At 63.5% G+C, this 15,262-nt stretch carries 14 protein-coding genes; 8 read left to right on the forward strand and 6 right to left on the reverse strand.

Annotated features, from left to right (window positions below; translation table 11 throughout):
- The first annotated feature begins 84 nt into the window (after positions 1–84).
- The 5 genes from QM712_RS00090 to QM712_RS00110 all read left to right on the forward strand — a co-directional run bounded on the left by QM712_RS00090 (position 85) and on the right by QM712_RS00110 (position 4,893).
- Positions 85–1,446: a PQQ-dependent sugar dehydrogenase gene (locus QM712_RS00090; protein ID WP_415020976.1), complete on the forward strand. Its 1,362-nt coding sequence runs from the start codon at positions 85–87 to the stop codon at positions 1,444–1,446.
- A 9-nt stretch (positions 1,447–1,455) separates the two neighbouring features.
- Entirely contained in the window at positions 1,456–1,992 is a 537-nt protein-coding gene (locus tag QM712_RS00095) for a c-type cytochrome (RefSeq protein ID WP_415020977.1), read from the forward strand.
- Entirely contained in the window at positions 1,989–3,116 is a 1,128-nt protein-coding gene (locus tag QM712_RS00100; protein ID WP_415020978.1) for a TatD family hydrolase, read from the forward strand. The genes QM712_RS00095 and QM712_RS00100 overlap by 4 nt, the downstream gene beginning before the upstream one ends.
- A gap of 321 nt (positions 3,117–3,437) precedes the next feature.
- Positions 3,438–4,499 (forward strand): FUSC family protein, encoded by a 1,062-nt coding sequence (locus tag QM712_RS00105; protein ID WP_415020979.1) that lies wholly within the window; start codon positions 3,438–3,440, stop codon positions 4,497–4,499.
- Between the two features lie 208 nt (positions 4,500–4,707).
- Complete coding sequence (locus QM712_RS00110; RefSeq protein ID WP_415020980.1) at positions 4,708–4,893, forward strand: hypothetical protein; 186 nt, start codon at positions 4,708–4,710, stop codon at positions 4,891–4,893.
- 61 nt (positions 4,894–4,954) lie between these two features.
- Here the strand turns inward: QM712_RS00110 and QM712_RS00115 are convergent, their stop codons facing one another.
- The gene (locus tag QM712_RS00115) at positions 4,955–5,200 is read right to left on the reverse strand and encodes a hypothetical protein (protein ID WP_415020981.1); all 246 of its coding nucleotides are present in this window, start codon (positions 5,198–5,200) and stop codon (positions 4,955–4,957) included.
- Between the two features lie 369 nt (positions 5,201–5,569).
- Between QM712_RS00115 and QM712_RS00120 the strand changes: the two genes are divergently transcribed.
- Both QM712_RS00120 and QM712_RS00125 read left to right on the forward strand, forming a co-directional pair.
- Entirely contained in the window at positions 5,570–6,820 is a 1,251-nt protein-coding gene (locus QM712_RS00120; RefSeq protein ID WP_415020982.1) for an NRAMP family divalent metal transporter, read from the forward strand.
- 534 nt (positions 6,821–7,354) lie between these two features.
- Positions 7,355–8,569: a mandelate racemase/muconate lactonizing enzyme family protein gene (locus tag QM712_RS00125; RefSeq protein WP_415020983.1), complete on the forward strand. Its 1,215-nt coding sequence runs from the start codon at positions 7,355–7,357 to the stop codon at positions 8,567–8,569.
- Positions 8,570–8,575: 6 nt separating this feature from the next.
- On the opposite strand, the gene QM712_RS00130 is transcribed toward QM712_RS00125, so the two are convergent.
- From QM712_RS00130 to rocF, 4 genes are all read right to left on the reverse strand, one after another.
- The gene (locus tag QM712_RS00130) at positions 8,576–8,872 is read right to left on the reverse strand and encodes a hypothetical protein (protein WP_415020984.1); all 297 of its coding nucleotides are present in this window, start codon (positions 8,870–8,872) and stop codon (positions 8,576–8,578) included.
- Between the two features lie 99 nt (positions 8,873–8,971).
- The gene (locus tag QM712_RS00135) at positions 8,972–9,514 is read right to left on the reverse strand and encodes a c-type cytochrome (RefSeq protein ID WP_415020985.1); all 543 of its coding nucleotides are present in this window, start codon (positions 9,512–9,514) and stop codon (positions 8,972–8,974) included.
- Entirely contained in the window at positions 9,501–10,772 is a 1,272-nt protein-coding gene (gene soxC / locus QM712_RS00140) for a sulfite dehydrogenase (protein WP_415020986.1), read from the reverse strand. The genes QM712_RS00135 and soxC overlap by 14 nt, the downstream gene beginning before the upstream one ends.
- A 165-nt stretch (positions 10,773–10,937) precedes the next feature.
- The gene (gene rocF, locus QM712_RS00145) at positions 10,938–11,915 is read right to left on the reverse strand and encodes an arginase (RefSeq protein ID WP_415020987.1); all 978 of its coding nucleotides are present in this window, start codon (positions 11,913–11,915) and stop codon (positions 10,938–10,940) included.
- 279 nt (positions 11,916–12,194) lie between these two features.
- Here rocF and QM712_RS00150 point away from each other — a divergent pair, with 279 nt between their 5' ends.
- The gene (locus tag QM712_RS00150) at positions 12,195–12,449 is read left to right on the forward strand and encodes a hypothetical protein (protein ID WP_415020988.1); all 255 of its coding nucleotides are present in this window, start codon (positions 12,195–12,197) and stop codon (positions 12,447–12,449) included.
- A gap of 22 nt (positions 12,450–12,471) precedes the next feature.
- On the opposite strand, the gene QM712_RS00155 is transcribed toward QM712_RS00150, so the two are convergent.
- The gene (locus tag QM712_RS00155; protein WP_415020989.1) at positions 12,472–15,213 is read right to left on the reverse strand and encodes an EAL domain-containing protein; all 2,742 of its coding nucleotides are present in this window, start codon (positions 15,211–15,213) and stop codon (positions 12,472–12,474) included.
- Positions 15,214–15,262 lie beyond the last annotated feature (49 nt).

Raw genomic sequence — 15,262 nt, forward strand, 5'->3', positions numbered from 1 at the left:
TTCGTCGGCCAGGAAACGAATAGGGAGTCAACCGTCATGAGAATGTTGACGCTCGCTGCCATCTTGGCAGCGACATGCGTAGGCATGCCCGTAGCGTCTGCGCAACAAGTGCCGACAAATCCGGCCGACGTTGCTCAGCCCGGGGGAAAGGTACCGGGCGCCCCAAAACTGGCGCTCGCCAAGGTCGCTGATGGATTTCATGATCCCGTCGGGGTCACCGCCGCAAACGACGGATCCGGTCGCATCTTCGTCGTCGAGCGCGCCGGTCGTGTCAGGATCGTCGACAAGTCGGGCAAGGTCCTGCCCGAGCCTTTCATCGACCTGACCAACTTCAATCCTCTCGGCTCGGACGTACAGACAGGTTTCGTCGAGCAGGGCCTGTGGTCGATCGCATTCCATCCGAAGTTCAAGGACAACGGATACGTCTTCGTTCATTACGCTTCGTTGCCGTTCAACGGCGCGTCGATCATCGCCAGAATTACGGTCGATCCGAAAAGCCCTGATCAGGTGACGAAGGAGCAGCTCACGAAGTCCGTGAAGGTGCTGATGAACATTCCTCAGCCCTACTACAATCACTACGGCGGCATGATCGCGTTCGGCCCCGATGGCAAGCTCTACATCGGCAAGGGTGACGCGGGCTGGGAGGGCGATCCTCTCAACGCCGGACAAAACCTCAACGTCCTCTGGGGCAAGCTGCTGCGTATCGACGTGGACACCGACGACGACACGCCTTACGCCATCCCGAAGGACAATCCGTTCGCAAAGGCCGACAAGCCGCAACTCATGTCGCTGTTCGGGATCAACGAGCAGGGCTTTGCCCTGAACAAGATCGGCTCCCGGCCGGAAATCTGGGCTTACGGCCTGCGTAATCCTTACCTCTTCCACTTCGACCCGAAGTCCGGTGATCTCTTCATTGCCGACGTCGGCCAGAATCATTGGGAGGAGATCAACTACCAGCCGGCGTCGTCCAAGGGCGGCGAGAACTATGGCTGGAAGTTCAACGAAGGATCTTACTGCCATCCCGCCATGTCGGCCGATCAAAAGTGCCCGATTGTCGGTGTTCTTCCCATTGCCGAGTACCCGCACAATGAGGCGTTTGAGAACGGGACCAAGGCAAACACCGGCGGTTGCTCTTCGCAAGGCCTCGGTGTCGCCAATTACGGCGGCATGACCAAGACCTACCTGATCGGCGACTGGTGCTCCGGCCGACTGTTCGGGACGGCCTGGGACGATACCGCGAAGAAATGGCAGCTGCAGGAGTTCATGCAGACCCAGCTTCAGTTCACTGCGGGCAACCTCGATGCCGACGGCACCGTTCTGGCCGTGAACTGCTACTGCTTCTACACCGACGACAAGGGCCCCAACGCCAATCCGACAGGCGCGCTCTGGCGCATTCTGCCGGCGGACAAGGTGCCCTCGGGCGCGGAGCTCGCAAAGGCCAAGTGAAGCAACGTCATGAAAGCATCATCGCCCGCGCCGTTGCGGGCGATGATCGTTTTGGAATGGATGGGATCAAACGCAATGCCGTCTAATCGCTTTCGTCGATACAATTCTCGTTTCTTCGCGGCGATTGCCGCCAACACCATCATCGTTTCGCTCGGACTTGCCGGAGAGGTGGCGGACTTCAAGAGCCCGCTCGACGGCTCACCGATCAAATTCGAGCTTCTGTCCGGTGAGGTCGAGACACCCGCAGTCACTAAATTCAAGCAGACCGGCGACAACGACTATCGTGGTAACGCCGATGCCGTGGCTGACGGCAAGAAGCTCTATGTGTCGAACTGCGTGATTTGCCATGGCGCCGATGGAACCGGCAAGATGGGTCCGACCCTGGTCGGTAAGGACGTTGTGTACAAACAGGTACTGACTGATCCGGGGATGTTTTCTATCATCTACGGGGGCGCCAGCGGCGCGATGCAATCGTTTCATCGCCGCGGGATGAAGCAGGACGACATGTTGAAGATCGTCGCCTATGTGAGGACGCTCGACAAATGACGAAATCCCCCCTGAATGATTCCTTCGCCTGCGATGCGGGCACGCTGCAGGAATTGATGGCCGGCAAGACCCTGACGTGCCCGTGTTGTGACGGTCCGCTCACAGCGGAGAAGCTCGCGCGCCTGCTCGGCGACGTGCAACGACTTGCGAACGATCGGCAAGAGCAGGCCGGCCCGGCGTCGAATGGCTCCGCCCCGGCAGCCGGAATGATCATCGATCCGCACGCGCACATGATCTCCCGAACGACCGACGATTACGAAGCCATGGCGAAGGCCGGCGTCGTCGCGGTCATCGAGCCCGCATTCTGGCTGGGGCAGCCACGCACCAACGTCGGAAGCTACATCGACTACTTCACCATGATCTCCGGCTTCGAGCGCTTTCGCGCCGGCCAGTTCGGCATCAGGCACTATTGCACGATCGGATTGAACCCGAAGGAGGCGAACAACGAGGCATTGGCCGAGGCCGTGATCGATGCGCTGCCACGCTTTCTCGTCAAGGAAGGCGTCGTGGCCATGGGAGAACTCGGCTACGACGAACAGACGCCGCTCGAGGACAAGGCGTTGAGGGCGCAGATCGAGCTCGCCAAGGAATATTCGCTTCCCATCATGATTCACACGCCTCACCGCGACAAGCGTGCCGGCACATTGCGCACGATGAGCGTCTTGAAGGAGCACAATTTCGATCCTTCGCGCTGCGTGATCGACCACAACAACGAGGAGACGATCCGCGAAGTCCTCGACCAGGGCTATTGGTGCGCCTTCTCGATCTATCCGCAGACCAAGATGGGCAGCGAGCGCATGGCCGCGCTCGTCGAGAGCTACGGGCCCGGGCAGCTCATCGTGGATTCCGCCTGCGATTGGGGCGTCTCGGATCCGCTCGCAGTGGCCAAGACCGCGCGCCTGATGGCGCAACGCGGGATCAGTGCCGATGCGATCCGGAAGGTCGTCTATGGCAATGCATTGTCGGTCTACGGGCTCAACGGCGAGATGGACGAACAGCATTGGCTCGCTCCGGCCGCCATCGACCAAAGGACCCTTTACGAGGGGAATTCCGTGCTGCGCGGCGGTCAGACGCCCCGGATCGAGGAGCCTGGACGACCCGTCGACGAGTTACGGATCGTCTAGATTGCCTCCTTCGGGCTTGGAATGCGGTGTGCGTCGACCGGGGCAATGTCCAGACTTCAGAAACGCTCGACGACAGCGTCGCCGGCACATTGCCGGGACTGACGGCACCTCCGCTCCGTGAGCCGTAACGGTCCGGGCCAGTTCGGCGCGAGACCTTTGTGACATTCATCACACGACTGCGACCACGGCAATTTCCTGCGCAAACCCGGCCTCGCTCGCGCAGGGCGCAGGCTATCGCGCCGGGGGATAGGCACATAACCGATCGCTATTTGCATTGGCAGGAGAAAGCCTGTCTGGTCGCGCCGAACGGAACGATCCGCGATGAGACCAGATCCGCATAATGCAAGCTTTGCCGTGCTCGGTGCCTGGCTCGACAGGATCGATCCGGGCACGCATCGGCGCGTCAAGGGATTACGCCTTGCCACGGCCTATGGCCTTGCCGCGATGCTTGCCACCACACCCGCCCTCGCGGAGGGACGGGAAACGCTGCTCGGCGTGCTCGCGGCCGGCTTCGCGTTATGGGCAAGCGTGTCGGAGGGACAATCGACCCGATACCGCTCGGCGCGCGATCTCCTGATCCTCTGTCTCGCGGCCGGCATCGGCGCCTCGCTCTTTGCCGTGCTGCAGCCGGTGCTCGGCCCACGCTGGGATGAACTCACGCTCGTCACGGGAGCCTTCTGCGTCGGGTATCTGAAGCGCTACGGCGTGCTCGGCGCCGGCGTCGGATCGCAGATTTTCATCGGACAGCTCCTGGCCTTCACCTCCGGCGCGACATTGCGGGATCTCGGCACCATCGCGCTCGCCGTATCCCTCGCGGGGCTTGCCTCGGTCGTGCCCCGCATGCTGAGCGGCCCCGCCGAAAAGCCGGCGCTCTCGCCTTCAGCCGATACTCCCGCCGACGGCGACGTTGCCTTCACCGAAATGATCATGGGTCTGCAGGCAGCTTCCGCCTCGCTGGTGATCGCAGTCCTCGGACAGATGCTGGGACTGACGGAATCCGCCTGGGCGATCGCGGCCTGCACCTATGTCGTCACAGGCTCGCTTGCCGGCACCGTCGATCGCATTCGGCGGCGCGTTGCGGGCACGCTGGTCGGGGTGCCGCTCGGCCTAGCCTGCCTGCCGGTCGCGGCGCACATGCCGCTGGTGGTCTGGGTGATGGCCGCCATCGCCATCATCATCTATGCGATGGCGCTGCCCGAACATTACGAGATCGCCTGCGGGGCCTATGCGTTCGCACTCGTCGTCACCATGGGCGCGAGCGGGGAATATCCCGTCGCGGTCCTGGTCGCGCGAGGGTGGGAGACGATCCTCGGAGGCGCGATCGGCATTGCCGTCGTTCTGCTGTTCGCGAAACTGCCCTTCGTGCGGCAGCATGAATGTTGAAAAAGCGACGGATTGGCGCGGGGTTCGCGGCGGACGCCGATACGCGCGGGCACGCCACCGCCCCTGCCGTCTTGCCGGTGTTTTGCCCGACGCGTCAAATTTTATCTAAAATGCATCGAAGCGAATTTGGCTAAAAGCAAACTGTTTGCGCCATGATGGGGCAATGTCCCTCGCGATGACGCGACCGGGAAAGCTTCGGAGACGCTCGATGTACTACGTCGCCGCAATATTGCTGGGACTGGCAGGACTGTTCTACTCCGCGAGCCATCACGAACTCGGCCAGTTCGGCGCGGACGTGTGCTCCTATGGCAGCACGTTCTGCGACAGCCCCGTGATCGTGTTCACCGGCGCGGTGCTCGCCGCCGCATGGGGCATGTTCGTCAGCATGAAATGAGCTGCGGCCCGGCCTCGTGTGACGGCCGAACCGCTTCGTCCATGGCTCCAATCGCGGACATCTACTGCCGCGTGGCGCCGCTCGATCCGGGAATCTGGCCGCCGAATTTCGACGAACCGGTGCCGCTGACACTGGTCGGACCGCCCGCCGTCCCGTTCGGGTCGGTGCGCGCGGCGGTGCGACCGGGACCATGCATCATGTTCATCGAGTTGAACCAGCCGTGATGATGTCTCTTGGCGCTGTGAGCCGACGCATAACCCGCCGGAACGGCCAGCACGATCGCCAAGGCAAGAGCCGTCGTTTTCATGGGTATTACCTCCTGCCGTGAAAACGTCGCGTCCGCGTTCTCGTTCCTCGGCGGCTCGCGCGTTCGCGCGCGATACCGGCGCGGCACAAGCAGGGCGTTGCAGAGCCAGCCGGACACGAGACGAGCCCGCGAGCGGTGACGGCAAGAGCTCGACGATGTCTGTGATGGTATGGGCCTACAGGTATTTTGCCCGGCGTGCCGGACGGCGCGCGCGGCGGTCCGCGTCGTGCTGGCCGGTGTTGGAACTTTGCGGCTATGATGGCATTTCAGACGTGAATTCGTAAATCCGGAAAACACACCCTGTCGAACCGCTCGAAACGCCCTCCGTCCAAGCACGACAGCGCTTTCGCTCCGGCGAAATCCGCGCCGATGATGCTGCAGCGGCTCGGACCCGGCCTCGTCACCGGCGGGGCCGACGACGATCCGTCGGGCATCGCCACCTATTCGCAGGCCGGAGCGCAATTCGGCTACGGGCTGCTCTGGACGGTATTCCTGACCACGCCGTTCATGATCGCAATCCAGCTGGTCAGCGCGCAGATCGGCCGGGTCACCGGCAAGGGCCTTGCCGCCAACGTCATGCAGCTTGCGCCGCGCTGGGCCGTGCTCGGGCTGGTCGCGCTGCTCGTCGCCGCCAACACCTTCAACATCGCCGCCGACATCGCCGCGATGGCGGAATCGCTCTCGCTCGTCATCGGCGGGCTGAACCACGAGCATGCGTTGATCTTCGCTGCCGGTTCGACCCTGCTGCAGGTGTTCATGCCCTATCGCCGCTACTCGCCGGTGCTGAAATTCCTGACGCTGACGCTGTTCGCCTATGTCGCGACCGCCTTCACCGTCCACATTCCCTGGAGCACGGCGCTGCTCGCCGCGGTGTGGCCGAAGGCGACCGTCAACACCGACTATTTCATGATGGTGGTCGCGGTACTCGGCACCACCATCAGCCCCTACCTTTTCTTCTGGCAGGCCTCCCAGGAGGTCGAGGAGATGAACCAGGGCAAGCCGGACCGGCCGCTGCGCGAGCTCTCGCGCCGCGGCGGCGATCCCGAACTCGCGCGCATCCGGGTCGACACCACCGCCGGCATGCTGCTGTCGAACGGCATCGCCTTCTTCATCATCCTGACCACGGCTTCGGTCCTGAACGCCAACGGCGTGACCAACATCAACTCGGCGACACAGGCCGCCGAAGCGCTGCGGCCATTGGCCGGCGACTTCACCTTCCTCCTGTTCGCGCTCGGCATCATCGGCACGGGCCTGCTGGCGATCCCGGTGCTGGCCGGCTCCGCCGCCTACGGCGTGGCGGAGGTGTTCGGCTGGAACGCCACGCTGGAGGCGAAGCCGGACGAGGCGGTCGGCTTCTACACCATCATCGCGGCCGCGACGATCATCGGCTTCGGCCTCGGCTTCACCGGCATCGATGCCATCCACATGCTGGTGTGGAGCGCCGTGCTCAACGGCATCGTCGCCGTGCCGATCATGATGATGATGATGCTGATCGTCTCGAGCGAAGCCATCATGGGCCGCTTCAGGGCCCGCTCGTGGCTGGTTGCGCTGGGCTGGCTCGGCACCGCGCTGATGGCGCTCGCCGTCCTCGCCCTGCTCGGCTCGTTCCTGCTCGGCTGAGGCGACGAAGCGCCGCTAGGCCGGCGACAGCGCCGCCGAGATCTGGGACGCGAGAATGAAGGCCGCGAACACGGCCGGCACGCTGATGAATCGCAGGAACTGGTCTACCGAAAGCATCGCTGTCTCCCCCAAGACAAGATCAAGACAAGGCCAGGATCGCCCTCACCCGCCGCGCGCTACTCCACCCCTGGTGCGACGTGCTGGTCTGCCGTCAGAAACTGATCGGAAATGACGGCCCCGCTCACCGTAAGGAGCGCCAGAATCGAGATCATGGCCATGAACTTCATGACCCCAGGGTCGGTTCCGATTGTGGCCAAAAAAGTCGGAGCTTGGTGCAATTTCGCGACGATCCCGGGAAACATCATGGCCAATTCCGCAATTTCCGCCAGATTCCCCCCCAAACAGGGCGGCTGGGGCTTTCGGCCAAGCCTGGGCGGGCTTCACGGCGGTCCGTCCTTGGCCCTACAGTTGCGGTGGAAGCCGGCTTGCGGCCGGACCATAAGAAAAAGGCTCGGCCGGGCCACGGGGAGCGACATGACCAGTTCATCGAAAGCGACAAATCTTGAAATCCTCGCCTGCGACGCTGGCTGGCGGAACTACCATTTCGTCAAGCTGACGACGGAAGACGGCATCGTCGGCTGGAGCGAGTTCGACGAGGGCTTCGGCTCGCCCGGCGTCGGCGCCGCGATCCAGCGTCTTTCCGCGCGTGTGATCGGTCAGAACGTCTTCCAGCACGAGCGCATCTACGCCGAACTGTTCGCCGCGACGCGTCCCGCGGCCGGCGGCGTGGTGGCCCAGGCCCTCGGCGCGATCGAGAATGCACTGCTCGATGCCAAGGCGAAATGTCTCGGCGTGCCATGTTACGAGCTGCTCGGCGGCAAGATCCGCGACCGCGTTCGCGTGTACTGGTCGCATTGCGCGACGTGGCGGATCAATCACCCATCGTGGTACAAGCCGCCGATCGAAAACCTCGACGGCGTCAAGGCGATCGGCCGCGAGGTGCGCGAGAAGAAGTTCACCGCCCTCAAGACCAACATCTTCTCCTACGACGACGGCAAGCCGACAGGTTGGCGGCCCGGCTTCGGTTCGCCCTTCTCCCCCGAAATCAACGTCGATCGCAAGATATTGCGTGATCTGCACATGCACCTTGAAGCGATCCGCGACGGAGCAGGGCCAGACGTCGATATCCTGCTCGACTGCAACTTCAACGCCAAGACCGAAGGCTACCTGAAGATCCTGCGCACCATTGCCGACCTCGACATGTTCTGGATCGAGATCGACAGCTTCAATCCGGAAGCGCTCGGCTACATCCGAAGGCAGAGCCCGCATCCGATCTCGTCTTGCGAGACGCTGTTGGGCCTGCGCGAATTCCTGCCCTATTTCCACGAGCAGGCGATGGACGTCGCCATCATCGACACGCCCTGGAACGGCGTGTGGCAGTCGATGAAGATCGCAGCAGCTGCGGACGCGTTCGAGGTCAACGTCGCGCCGCATAATTTCTACGGCCATCTCTGCTCGATGATGAATGCGCATTTCTGCGCCGCCGTACCGAACCTGTGTATCATGGAGATCGACATCGACCGGCTCGCCTGGGACCGCGAGCTCTTCAGTCACGAGCCGGATATCCAGAACGGTCATCTGGTCATTCCGGATCGACCCGGCTGGGGCACAGAACCGAACGAGGAGGCACTGCGCGCGCATCCGCCGAAGACAACCGGCGGCCTTCTCAACTACGGCCGCAAGACCTGAAGATATCTACGGCGTTATTGGGTTGACGGTTGGCGACGTCTTGGGCCCTGGGCGTTCGGGTTCGACCGGCGATTTCTGCTCGGTGGGAAGCACGACGGCGCCCGCGGCGTGCGCCGCCTCGCCTGTCGTCGCGTACATGGCGACACGGGCCGGTTGCGTCTTTGCGCGGCTCCAGGGCCCATGGTCGACGAGCAGCATTGCGGCAATCGTCACGCCGGCCACGATCAACGCGATCACGCCGGGATGACGCAGCGCTATGGAGACGGAATTCGCGAACCGACCTGTTGTCATCGAAGAATCCATGTCTTTTCCTCTCGCGGGTTAATTCAATGACGCCCCGACGAGTTCCACCGGAAGCTAAGCAAGTTCCGAGCCAATGCGCGAAAATCCGACAGCATCCCATCAATGCTTCACATCGGGCCGTGCATCGCCGACGAACTTGTCGCGGTTCGGCATTCTGATGGACGCGAGTGATTTGGCGTCGAGCGTTGCGTCCGTTCCGATCAGCCCGTTCAGGCTCAAGATGTAGGCCGATACCGCGTAGACGTCGTCATTGCTGAGCGACTGTGGCGCATTCTGCGGCATGGCGCGGCGAATGTAGTCGAACAGAGTGGTCGCATAAGGCCAATAGCTGCCGACCGTGCGGATGGGCTTGGGCGTGCCGATCGTTCCCTGTCCGCCAACGAGACGATCGCCCAGACCGCCCTCACCCTTGTCGCCGTGGCAGGCGGCGCATTGCTGCGCGAACACCTCGCGTCCCTGGCTCACGGTGCCGCGTCCCGCCGGCAGATTGCGGCCATCGCGCCCGACATCGATGTTCCAGCCCGCGATCTCCGCCGCTGTTGCCGGCCGCCCTATGCCATAAGGACTCTGCGCCCGCGCCGCACTTGCGGACGCACCCAGAACAATCGCAACGGTGATGCAGCAGGTCTCACGCCAGCGCATTGGTCACCTCGCCGTCGGGTGCGATGCGCCAGGGCCAGATCGCGTTGTTGTGGTAGAAATAATTCTCCCCGCGTACCGCAAGCAGTTCGGCAAGCGTGGGCTGGACGTAGCCGGTCTCATCGATGGCACGGCTCTGGATCACCGCCGGTTTGCCGTCCCATCGCCAGGGCAGACGAAAACGCGTCAAGGCGCGCGTCAGCACCGGATTCTGCAACTGCGCTTCCTGCCAGGTCTTGCCGTCGTCGACGGACACTTCGACACGCTTGATCCTGCCGTGACCGCTCCAGGCGATACCGGTGATCTCATGAAAACCGGGCCCGCTCAGATGCTGGCCGCCTGACGGGCGCGTGATGATCGACTTGGCTTCCATGTAGAAGGAGAATTCGCGCGCGGTCCCGTCCGGCAGCAGATCCGTGTATTTCGATGTCTCCTCGCGCGTATAGGCCGGCTCCGCAGCCACATGCAGCCGCCGCAACCACTTCACGCTCATGTTGCCTTCGAAGCCGGGCAGAAACAGCCGCAACGGATAGCCCTGCTGCGGTCGCAACCGCTCGCCGTTCTGGCTGTAGACCAGCATCGCGTCATCGAGACATTTCTCGATCGGGATGCTGCGGGTCAGCGCTGCGGCATCGGCGCCTTCGGCCACGACCCATTTCGCGCCCGGCTTGAGACCGGCTTCCTGCAGAACCAGCTTCAGGCTCACGCCGGTCCATTCAGCGCAGCTCACCAGACCGACGAGGTCGGATGCCGTCTTGCCATAGGGTTTGCTGTAGCCGGGATTTCCGGAGCATTCGAGGAAGTGGATGCGCGACTCCGACGGGAAGCGTCGCAGATCGTCCATCGTGAAGATCAAGGGATTCTCGACGAGGCCATGGAGCATCAACCGATGCTGCGCCGGGTCGATGGTTGGAACGCCCCCATGATGCCGTTCGTAGAAGAGCCCGTTCGGTGTAATGATGCCATCGAGATCCTGCAACGGCGTCCGGCCGGAAGCGGAAATGTACTGCTTCAGGTTCTTCGCGATGTTCTTGACGACGTTCTTCTCGTATGGCGAGGGCGCACCATAGGGCTGACTTCCCATCGGCTCGCCCGGCGCTTTCATCCATTCCGGGACATTCGGCGGGAGGTTCTCGGTCTCTGCGGCAACCGATGTCCCCGCAGCCAGGACGGCGCCTCCAGCCGCCGTGACGCTGCCTTGCAGAAAGCGGCGGCGCGTGGTCCGCGCGGGCTTGTCGTCGGTGTTGATGGTGCGGCTCATTGCTGCCCCTCGGGTGGCGCTGAGCCCACATGAAATCCGCAGCGACGCGCATTTGCAATTCGCGCGTATTTCAAATGCAGGCGATTTCGATCAGGACTGACCTAAATCCGCGGGCAGCCGGAGCAGTTCCTTTCTTTGCGGCGCACAAACGTCCCCCGGACGGGCTTACTCGCCCGGCGCGATCGCATTGCTCGGCGTCGGCCGGTCCGTGATCTGCTGGCCGAACAGGCTGCCGATCAGCTCGACCGCGGTGCGCGCAGTCCGGCCGCGCTCGTCCAGGAACGGATTGAGCTCGACGATATCGACCGATCGCACCAGCCCGGAATCGTGCAAGAGTTCCATGATCAGGTGCGCTTCCCTGTACGTAGCCCCGCCGGGTACCGTCGTCCCGACGCCCGGCGCCACGCTGGGATCGAGGAAATCGACATCGAAGCTGACATGCAGCACCCCGTTGCTCGCCTTGACACGCTCGATGACGCGTCGGATCAGGACCGCGACGCCGAATTCGTCGATCTGGCGCATGTCGGCCACCCTGACGCGGCGTGCGCGCATCAATTCCTTTTCGAGCTTGTCGATCGAGCGCGTGCCAAACAGATCGAGCCTGTCAGGAACGATCGAGGCGCGATGATCTTCACCGAGCAGACCGTCGAGGCCGGGTTCGCCGCACAGAAACGCCGCCGACATGCCGTGCATATTGGCCGTGATCGTCGTCTCCGGCGTGTTGTAATCGGCATGCGCATCCAGCCACAGCACGAAAAGCTCCCGGCCGTGCTCCTGCCAATGCCGCGCCATGGCGTTGACCGAGCCCATCGACAGCGTGTGATCGCCACCCAGGAAGATCGGAATTGCTCCGGTGCTCGCGATCTCATGGCCGCGGCGGCTCAGCACCCGGGTCCAGCGCTGGATTTCCCGATAGTGATTGGCTTTCTCCGGCGGACGGTCGGCGAGATCCACGATCTCGGTCGCGGAAAGATCACCGTAGTCGATGACTTCGAGGTCGAGTCCTTCGAGCAATGTCGCAAGACCGGCAGTGCGCAGGGCGGCCGGCCCCATCAACGTCCCACGCTGCGAGGCGCCCATGTCGATGGGCGCGCCGAGCAAAGCGATGCGCCGGGCGCGATCCGGCCTGGTCTGATCGGTCACGGCGGTCTCCACATCGGGAACGTTGCGCCAGCCTAACAGAGATTCGCGTCCAACGTTTCCCCGGGATTGTCCGGCGGCCGAGCGTTGTTCTCGTTCGCCGCGGAACAAAATCGCACGCCTCGAATTTCCTATCCGAGGCCGGCACCTGCCGTTCAATACGGCGCCTGTCGCGGATAGCCAAAGGTCGTCTGACCCGCTGTTCAAAACGAGCGCACGCGCGGATAGCCAAAGGTGCCGGCCTCTATCATCTCTCCACGAGTGGAGTTCACGGCATTGAGCATGGACGCACCGCAGCCCACTCCCCAGCCCGGCATGGCCGAGCGCGCCATCGATGCGGCAACCGATGCCTCCCGAACGATCGGCGAGGTCGCAGGTGGTTTGCGTGCCGCGGTCGATCGCCTCGCCTACGCGATCGAGGAAGCGCGAAAGCCCGGCCGGCCACTCTCGACCGTTGCAGCGATCACGCGGGAAGCCCCGCTCGCCAGCCTCTTCGTCGCATTCCTGTTTGGCGTTGCAGTCGCGCGGCGGCGCTGAAGATCGCTTCCGGCAGCGCGGCTCAGGCAGCGCTGACGACCGAATTCGCCACAGCGGGGAACTGGCGTTCGAACGCATCCACCGGCATCGGGCGGCCGAAGAAATATCCCTGACCTTCCTCGCATCCCATTTCGACAAGGATTTCGGCCGTCGCGCGGTTCTCGATACCTTCCGCCACCACCGTGAGCCCAAGCTGTTTGCTCAAGCCGATGGTTGAGCCCACGATTGCCGCATCGTCGGAATCGGCGAGGAGATCGAGCACGAACGACCTGTCGATCTTGAGCCCGTCGAGCGGAAACTTCTTCAAATAGCTCAGGCTCGCATAACCCGTGCCGAAATCGTCGAACACGACGCGAACACCGAGTTCCTGAATCCGCTTGAACATATCGAGCACACGACCTTCGTCGTGCAGCAGGATGTCTTCGGTGACCTCGAGCTCCAGCAGTGACGGCGTGAGCCCCGTTGCCTCGAGCAATGCCGCGACCGAATGTGCGAGATCTCCGGAGTGCAGCTGCGACGGTGACAGGTTGATCGCAACACGCACCCTGTTGCCGGACAGCTCCCACGCCCGCGCCTGCCGGCAGGCCGTTTCCATGACCCAGTTCGCGATCCGCTCGGACAGCGCCGAGGTGTTGACCACCGGCATGAACTCCCCGGGCGATACGTAGCCGCGAACCGGATGCCGCCAACGGATGAGGGCTTCGGCGCCGACCAGGCTGCCGTCGGCCAGACGCACCTGCGGCTGGTAGAACAGCTCGAACTCATTGCGGTCGGCGGCAAGCGCAAGCTCGCTCTCCAGCGTGAGCCTGTTCTCCAACTCCTGCCTGATGTGGCTCTCGAAGATCACATGACTGCCGCGTCGAGTCGCCTTGGCGCGGCTGAGCGCGAGGTGACCGTTGCTCAGGAGATCGTCAGCGCTGCGTCCGCCCTCGGGATAGACTGCGACGCCGGTGCTGATCCTGACGCGGTGCTGCCGCGTGCCCGTCGCGATCGGCGCTTCGAATGCGTGAGCGATACGCCGCGCGAAATCGGCAATCGGCCCGCCCGCTTCCGCGCAAGGCAGTGCAATGGCGAATTCGTCCCCGCTGAGCCGCGCAACGGTGGCGCGCTCGCCCGCCTCGCGCGTCAGGCGCTCCGCGATCGCCTGCAGCACGAGGTCGCCGGCCGAGTGCCCGAACATGTCATTGATCTGCTGGAAGCCATCGAGCCCGAGGACGAGCAGAGCAACCTCGGAAGACTGGAGCTCCGCCGCACCGATCAGATCGACAAGAGCCGCGTGCAGCGTGCCGCGGTTGGCAAGACCTGTCAGCGCGTCATGCTCGGCGAGAAATCTGACGTGCTCGGCCTCGCGCTTGCGCAACGAGATGTCGCGCAGGATTGCACCATATTGAAAGCCGTCGGCTCCATCCCACCCCGAGAAGCTCGCCTCGACGGGAAATGTCTCGCCGTTCTTGCGCCGGCCTTCGAATTCGACCACGACGGCGCCGCCCGGGACCAGCAGTGCCTGACGGGCGGCGTCGCGCATGGAGAAAGGCCCGACACTGCCCTCGGGCGTCGCGCACAGGGTTTCGAACGAGCGGCCGATGATCTCGGCCGGCAAGTAGCCGAAGATCGCGCTGGCGCCGGGATTCCACACGGTGATCCGATGATCCTGCCCGATACAGACGAGACCATCGCCGAGCGACATCGCGATGCGATGAAAACGGCTCTCGGCGATGCGTCCCAGGAGCCCGCGAAAATCAATCTCGTCGAGCGCGATCGCCGTCAGGTAGGCAATGATGGCGATGTGGAACAGCGACGTGTCGATGACGAGCGGAAACTTCGCCTGCACCATCACGGCGGTCGTTTCGACCACGGCCGCCGCCGCCACCAGCATCGCAACGCGGACACCGGAAACGAACGGGCGCCATGAAAACATCATCAGCAGGGAAAGCGCCGCCAGCCCAAGGATCATGCCGACACCGGAGGTCCAGCGCAGCATCCGGTTCTGCAGGATCGACTCGGTCGCGAGGGCTTGCAGGATGGGTCCCGACGCAATGCCGCCGTTCGGAATGCTGAAGCGATCACCGAGCTCGAGCGCGGTCGCCCCGACGATGATCTTCTTGCCCTTGAGACCTGCAAGCGTCGCGGCGTCGCCACGCAGCACGTCGACATAGGAGACGCGCGGGATCGACTCCGCGCGGATACCGAAATCGATCAGGAACGGCGGGATCCGGCTTGCATTCTGGCCGGCCAGAACGACGGCCATCGATGGCACGAAGCTGTCGCCGAGTTTCTCCCCGAACGGATAGCGGCGGACGAGGCCGTCAGGCTCGACCGCGACATTGACGACAGCCGGCCAGGATTGGTTGCTGAACGGCTTCAGTGGGCGATTGATGTGCGCGGCACCGCCGTTCGTCGCCGGCTGCTTGAACGAGGGCAGGACGGTCGATCCGCCGACATCACGGAGCGCCCTGACGAAGGCCTCGTCGGAGGCCGCATCCGATGGCGCGCTGAAATCGACGTCGAAGGCGATATCGCCGACCCCCGCGCTTTCAAGTCGTTGCAGCAACTCGGCATGCAGGCGGCGCGGCCAGGGCCACACCCCGATCCGGTCGATCGAGGGCGCATCGATGGCCACGACGACGACGTCACCGCTGGCCGCACGCGACTGCCATGCGAACCGCAGATCGGTCAGCGAATTGCGAAGCGCGGCGTGCCATCCCGTGGACAGCACGACCGCCAGCGCGATCACAACCAGAATATGCGGTCGATAACGTTTCACCTTGCTCCCCTGCACGGACGGCGGACGCCGCGGTGTGCCTCTGTCGACG

The organism is Bradyrhizobium sp. (assembly GCF_047605465.1).
GTDB lineage: Bacteria > Pseudomonadota > Alphaproteobacteria > Rhizobiales > Xanthobacteraceae > Bradyrhizobium.

What these genes read in the sequence shown, in the direction of transcription:
- QM712_RS00115 (WP_415020981.1), bottom strand. Translation starts at nt 5,200, where the DNA reads ATGAAAACGACGGCTCTTGCCTTGGCGATCGTGCTGGCCGTTCCGGCG.
- QM712_RS00135 (WP_415020985.1), bottom strand. Translation starts at nt 9,514, where the DNA reads ATGCGCTGGCGTGAGACCTGCTGCATCACCGTTGCGATTGTTCTGGGT.
- QM712_RS00150 (WP_415020988.1), top strand. Translation starts at nt 12,195, where the DNA reads ATGGACGCACCGCAGCCCACTCCCCAGCCCGGCATGGCCGAGCGCGCC.
- QM712_RS00100 (WP_415020978.1), top strand. Translation starts at nt 1,989, where the DNA reads ATGACGAAATCCCCCCTGAATGATTCCTTCGCCTGCGATGCGGGCACG.
- QM712_RS00090 (WP_415020976.1), top strand. Translation starts at nt 85, where the DNA reads ATGCCCGTAGCGTCTGCGCAACAAGTGCCGACAAATCCGGCCGACGTT.
- QM712_RS00120 (WP_415020982.1), top strand. Translation starts at nt 5,570, where the DNA reads ATGATGCTGCAGCGGCTCGGACCCGGCCTCGTCACCGGCGGGGCCGAC.
- soxC (WP_415020986.1), bottom strand. Translation starts at nt 10,772, where the DNA reads ATGAGCCGCACCATCAACACCGACGACAAGCCCGCGCGGACCACGCGC.
- QM712_RS00095 (WP_415020977.1), top strand. Translation starts at nt 1,456, where the DNA reads ATGAAAGCATCATCGCCCGCGCCGTTGCGGGCGATGATCGTTTTGGAA.
- QM712_RS00130 (WP_415020984.1), bottom strand. Translation starts at nt 8,872, where the DNA reads ATGGATTCTTCGATGACAACAGGTCGGTTCGCGAATTCCGTCTCCATA.
- QM712_RS00125 (WP_415020983.1), top strand. Translation starts at nt 7,355, where the DNA reads ATGACCAGTTCATCGAAAGCGACAAATCTTGAAATCCTCGCCTGCGAC.
- QM712_RS00110 (WP_415020980.1), top strand. Translation starts at nt 4,708, where the DNA reads ATGTACTACGTCGCCGCAATATTGCTGGGACTGGCAGGACTGTTCTAC.
- QM712_RS00105 (WP_415020979.1), top strand. Translation starts at nt 3,438, where the DNA reads ATGAGACCAGATCCGCATAATGCAAGCTTTGCCGTGCTCGGTGCCTGG.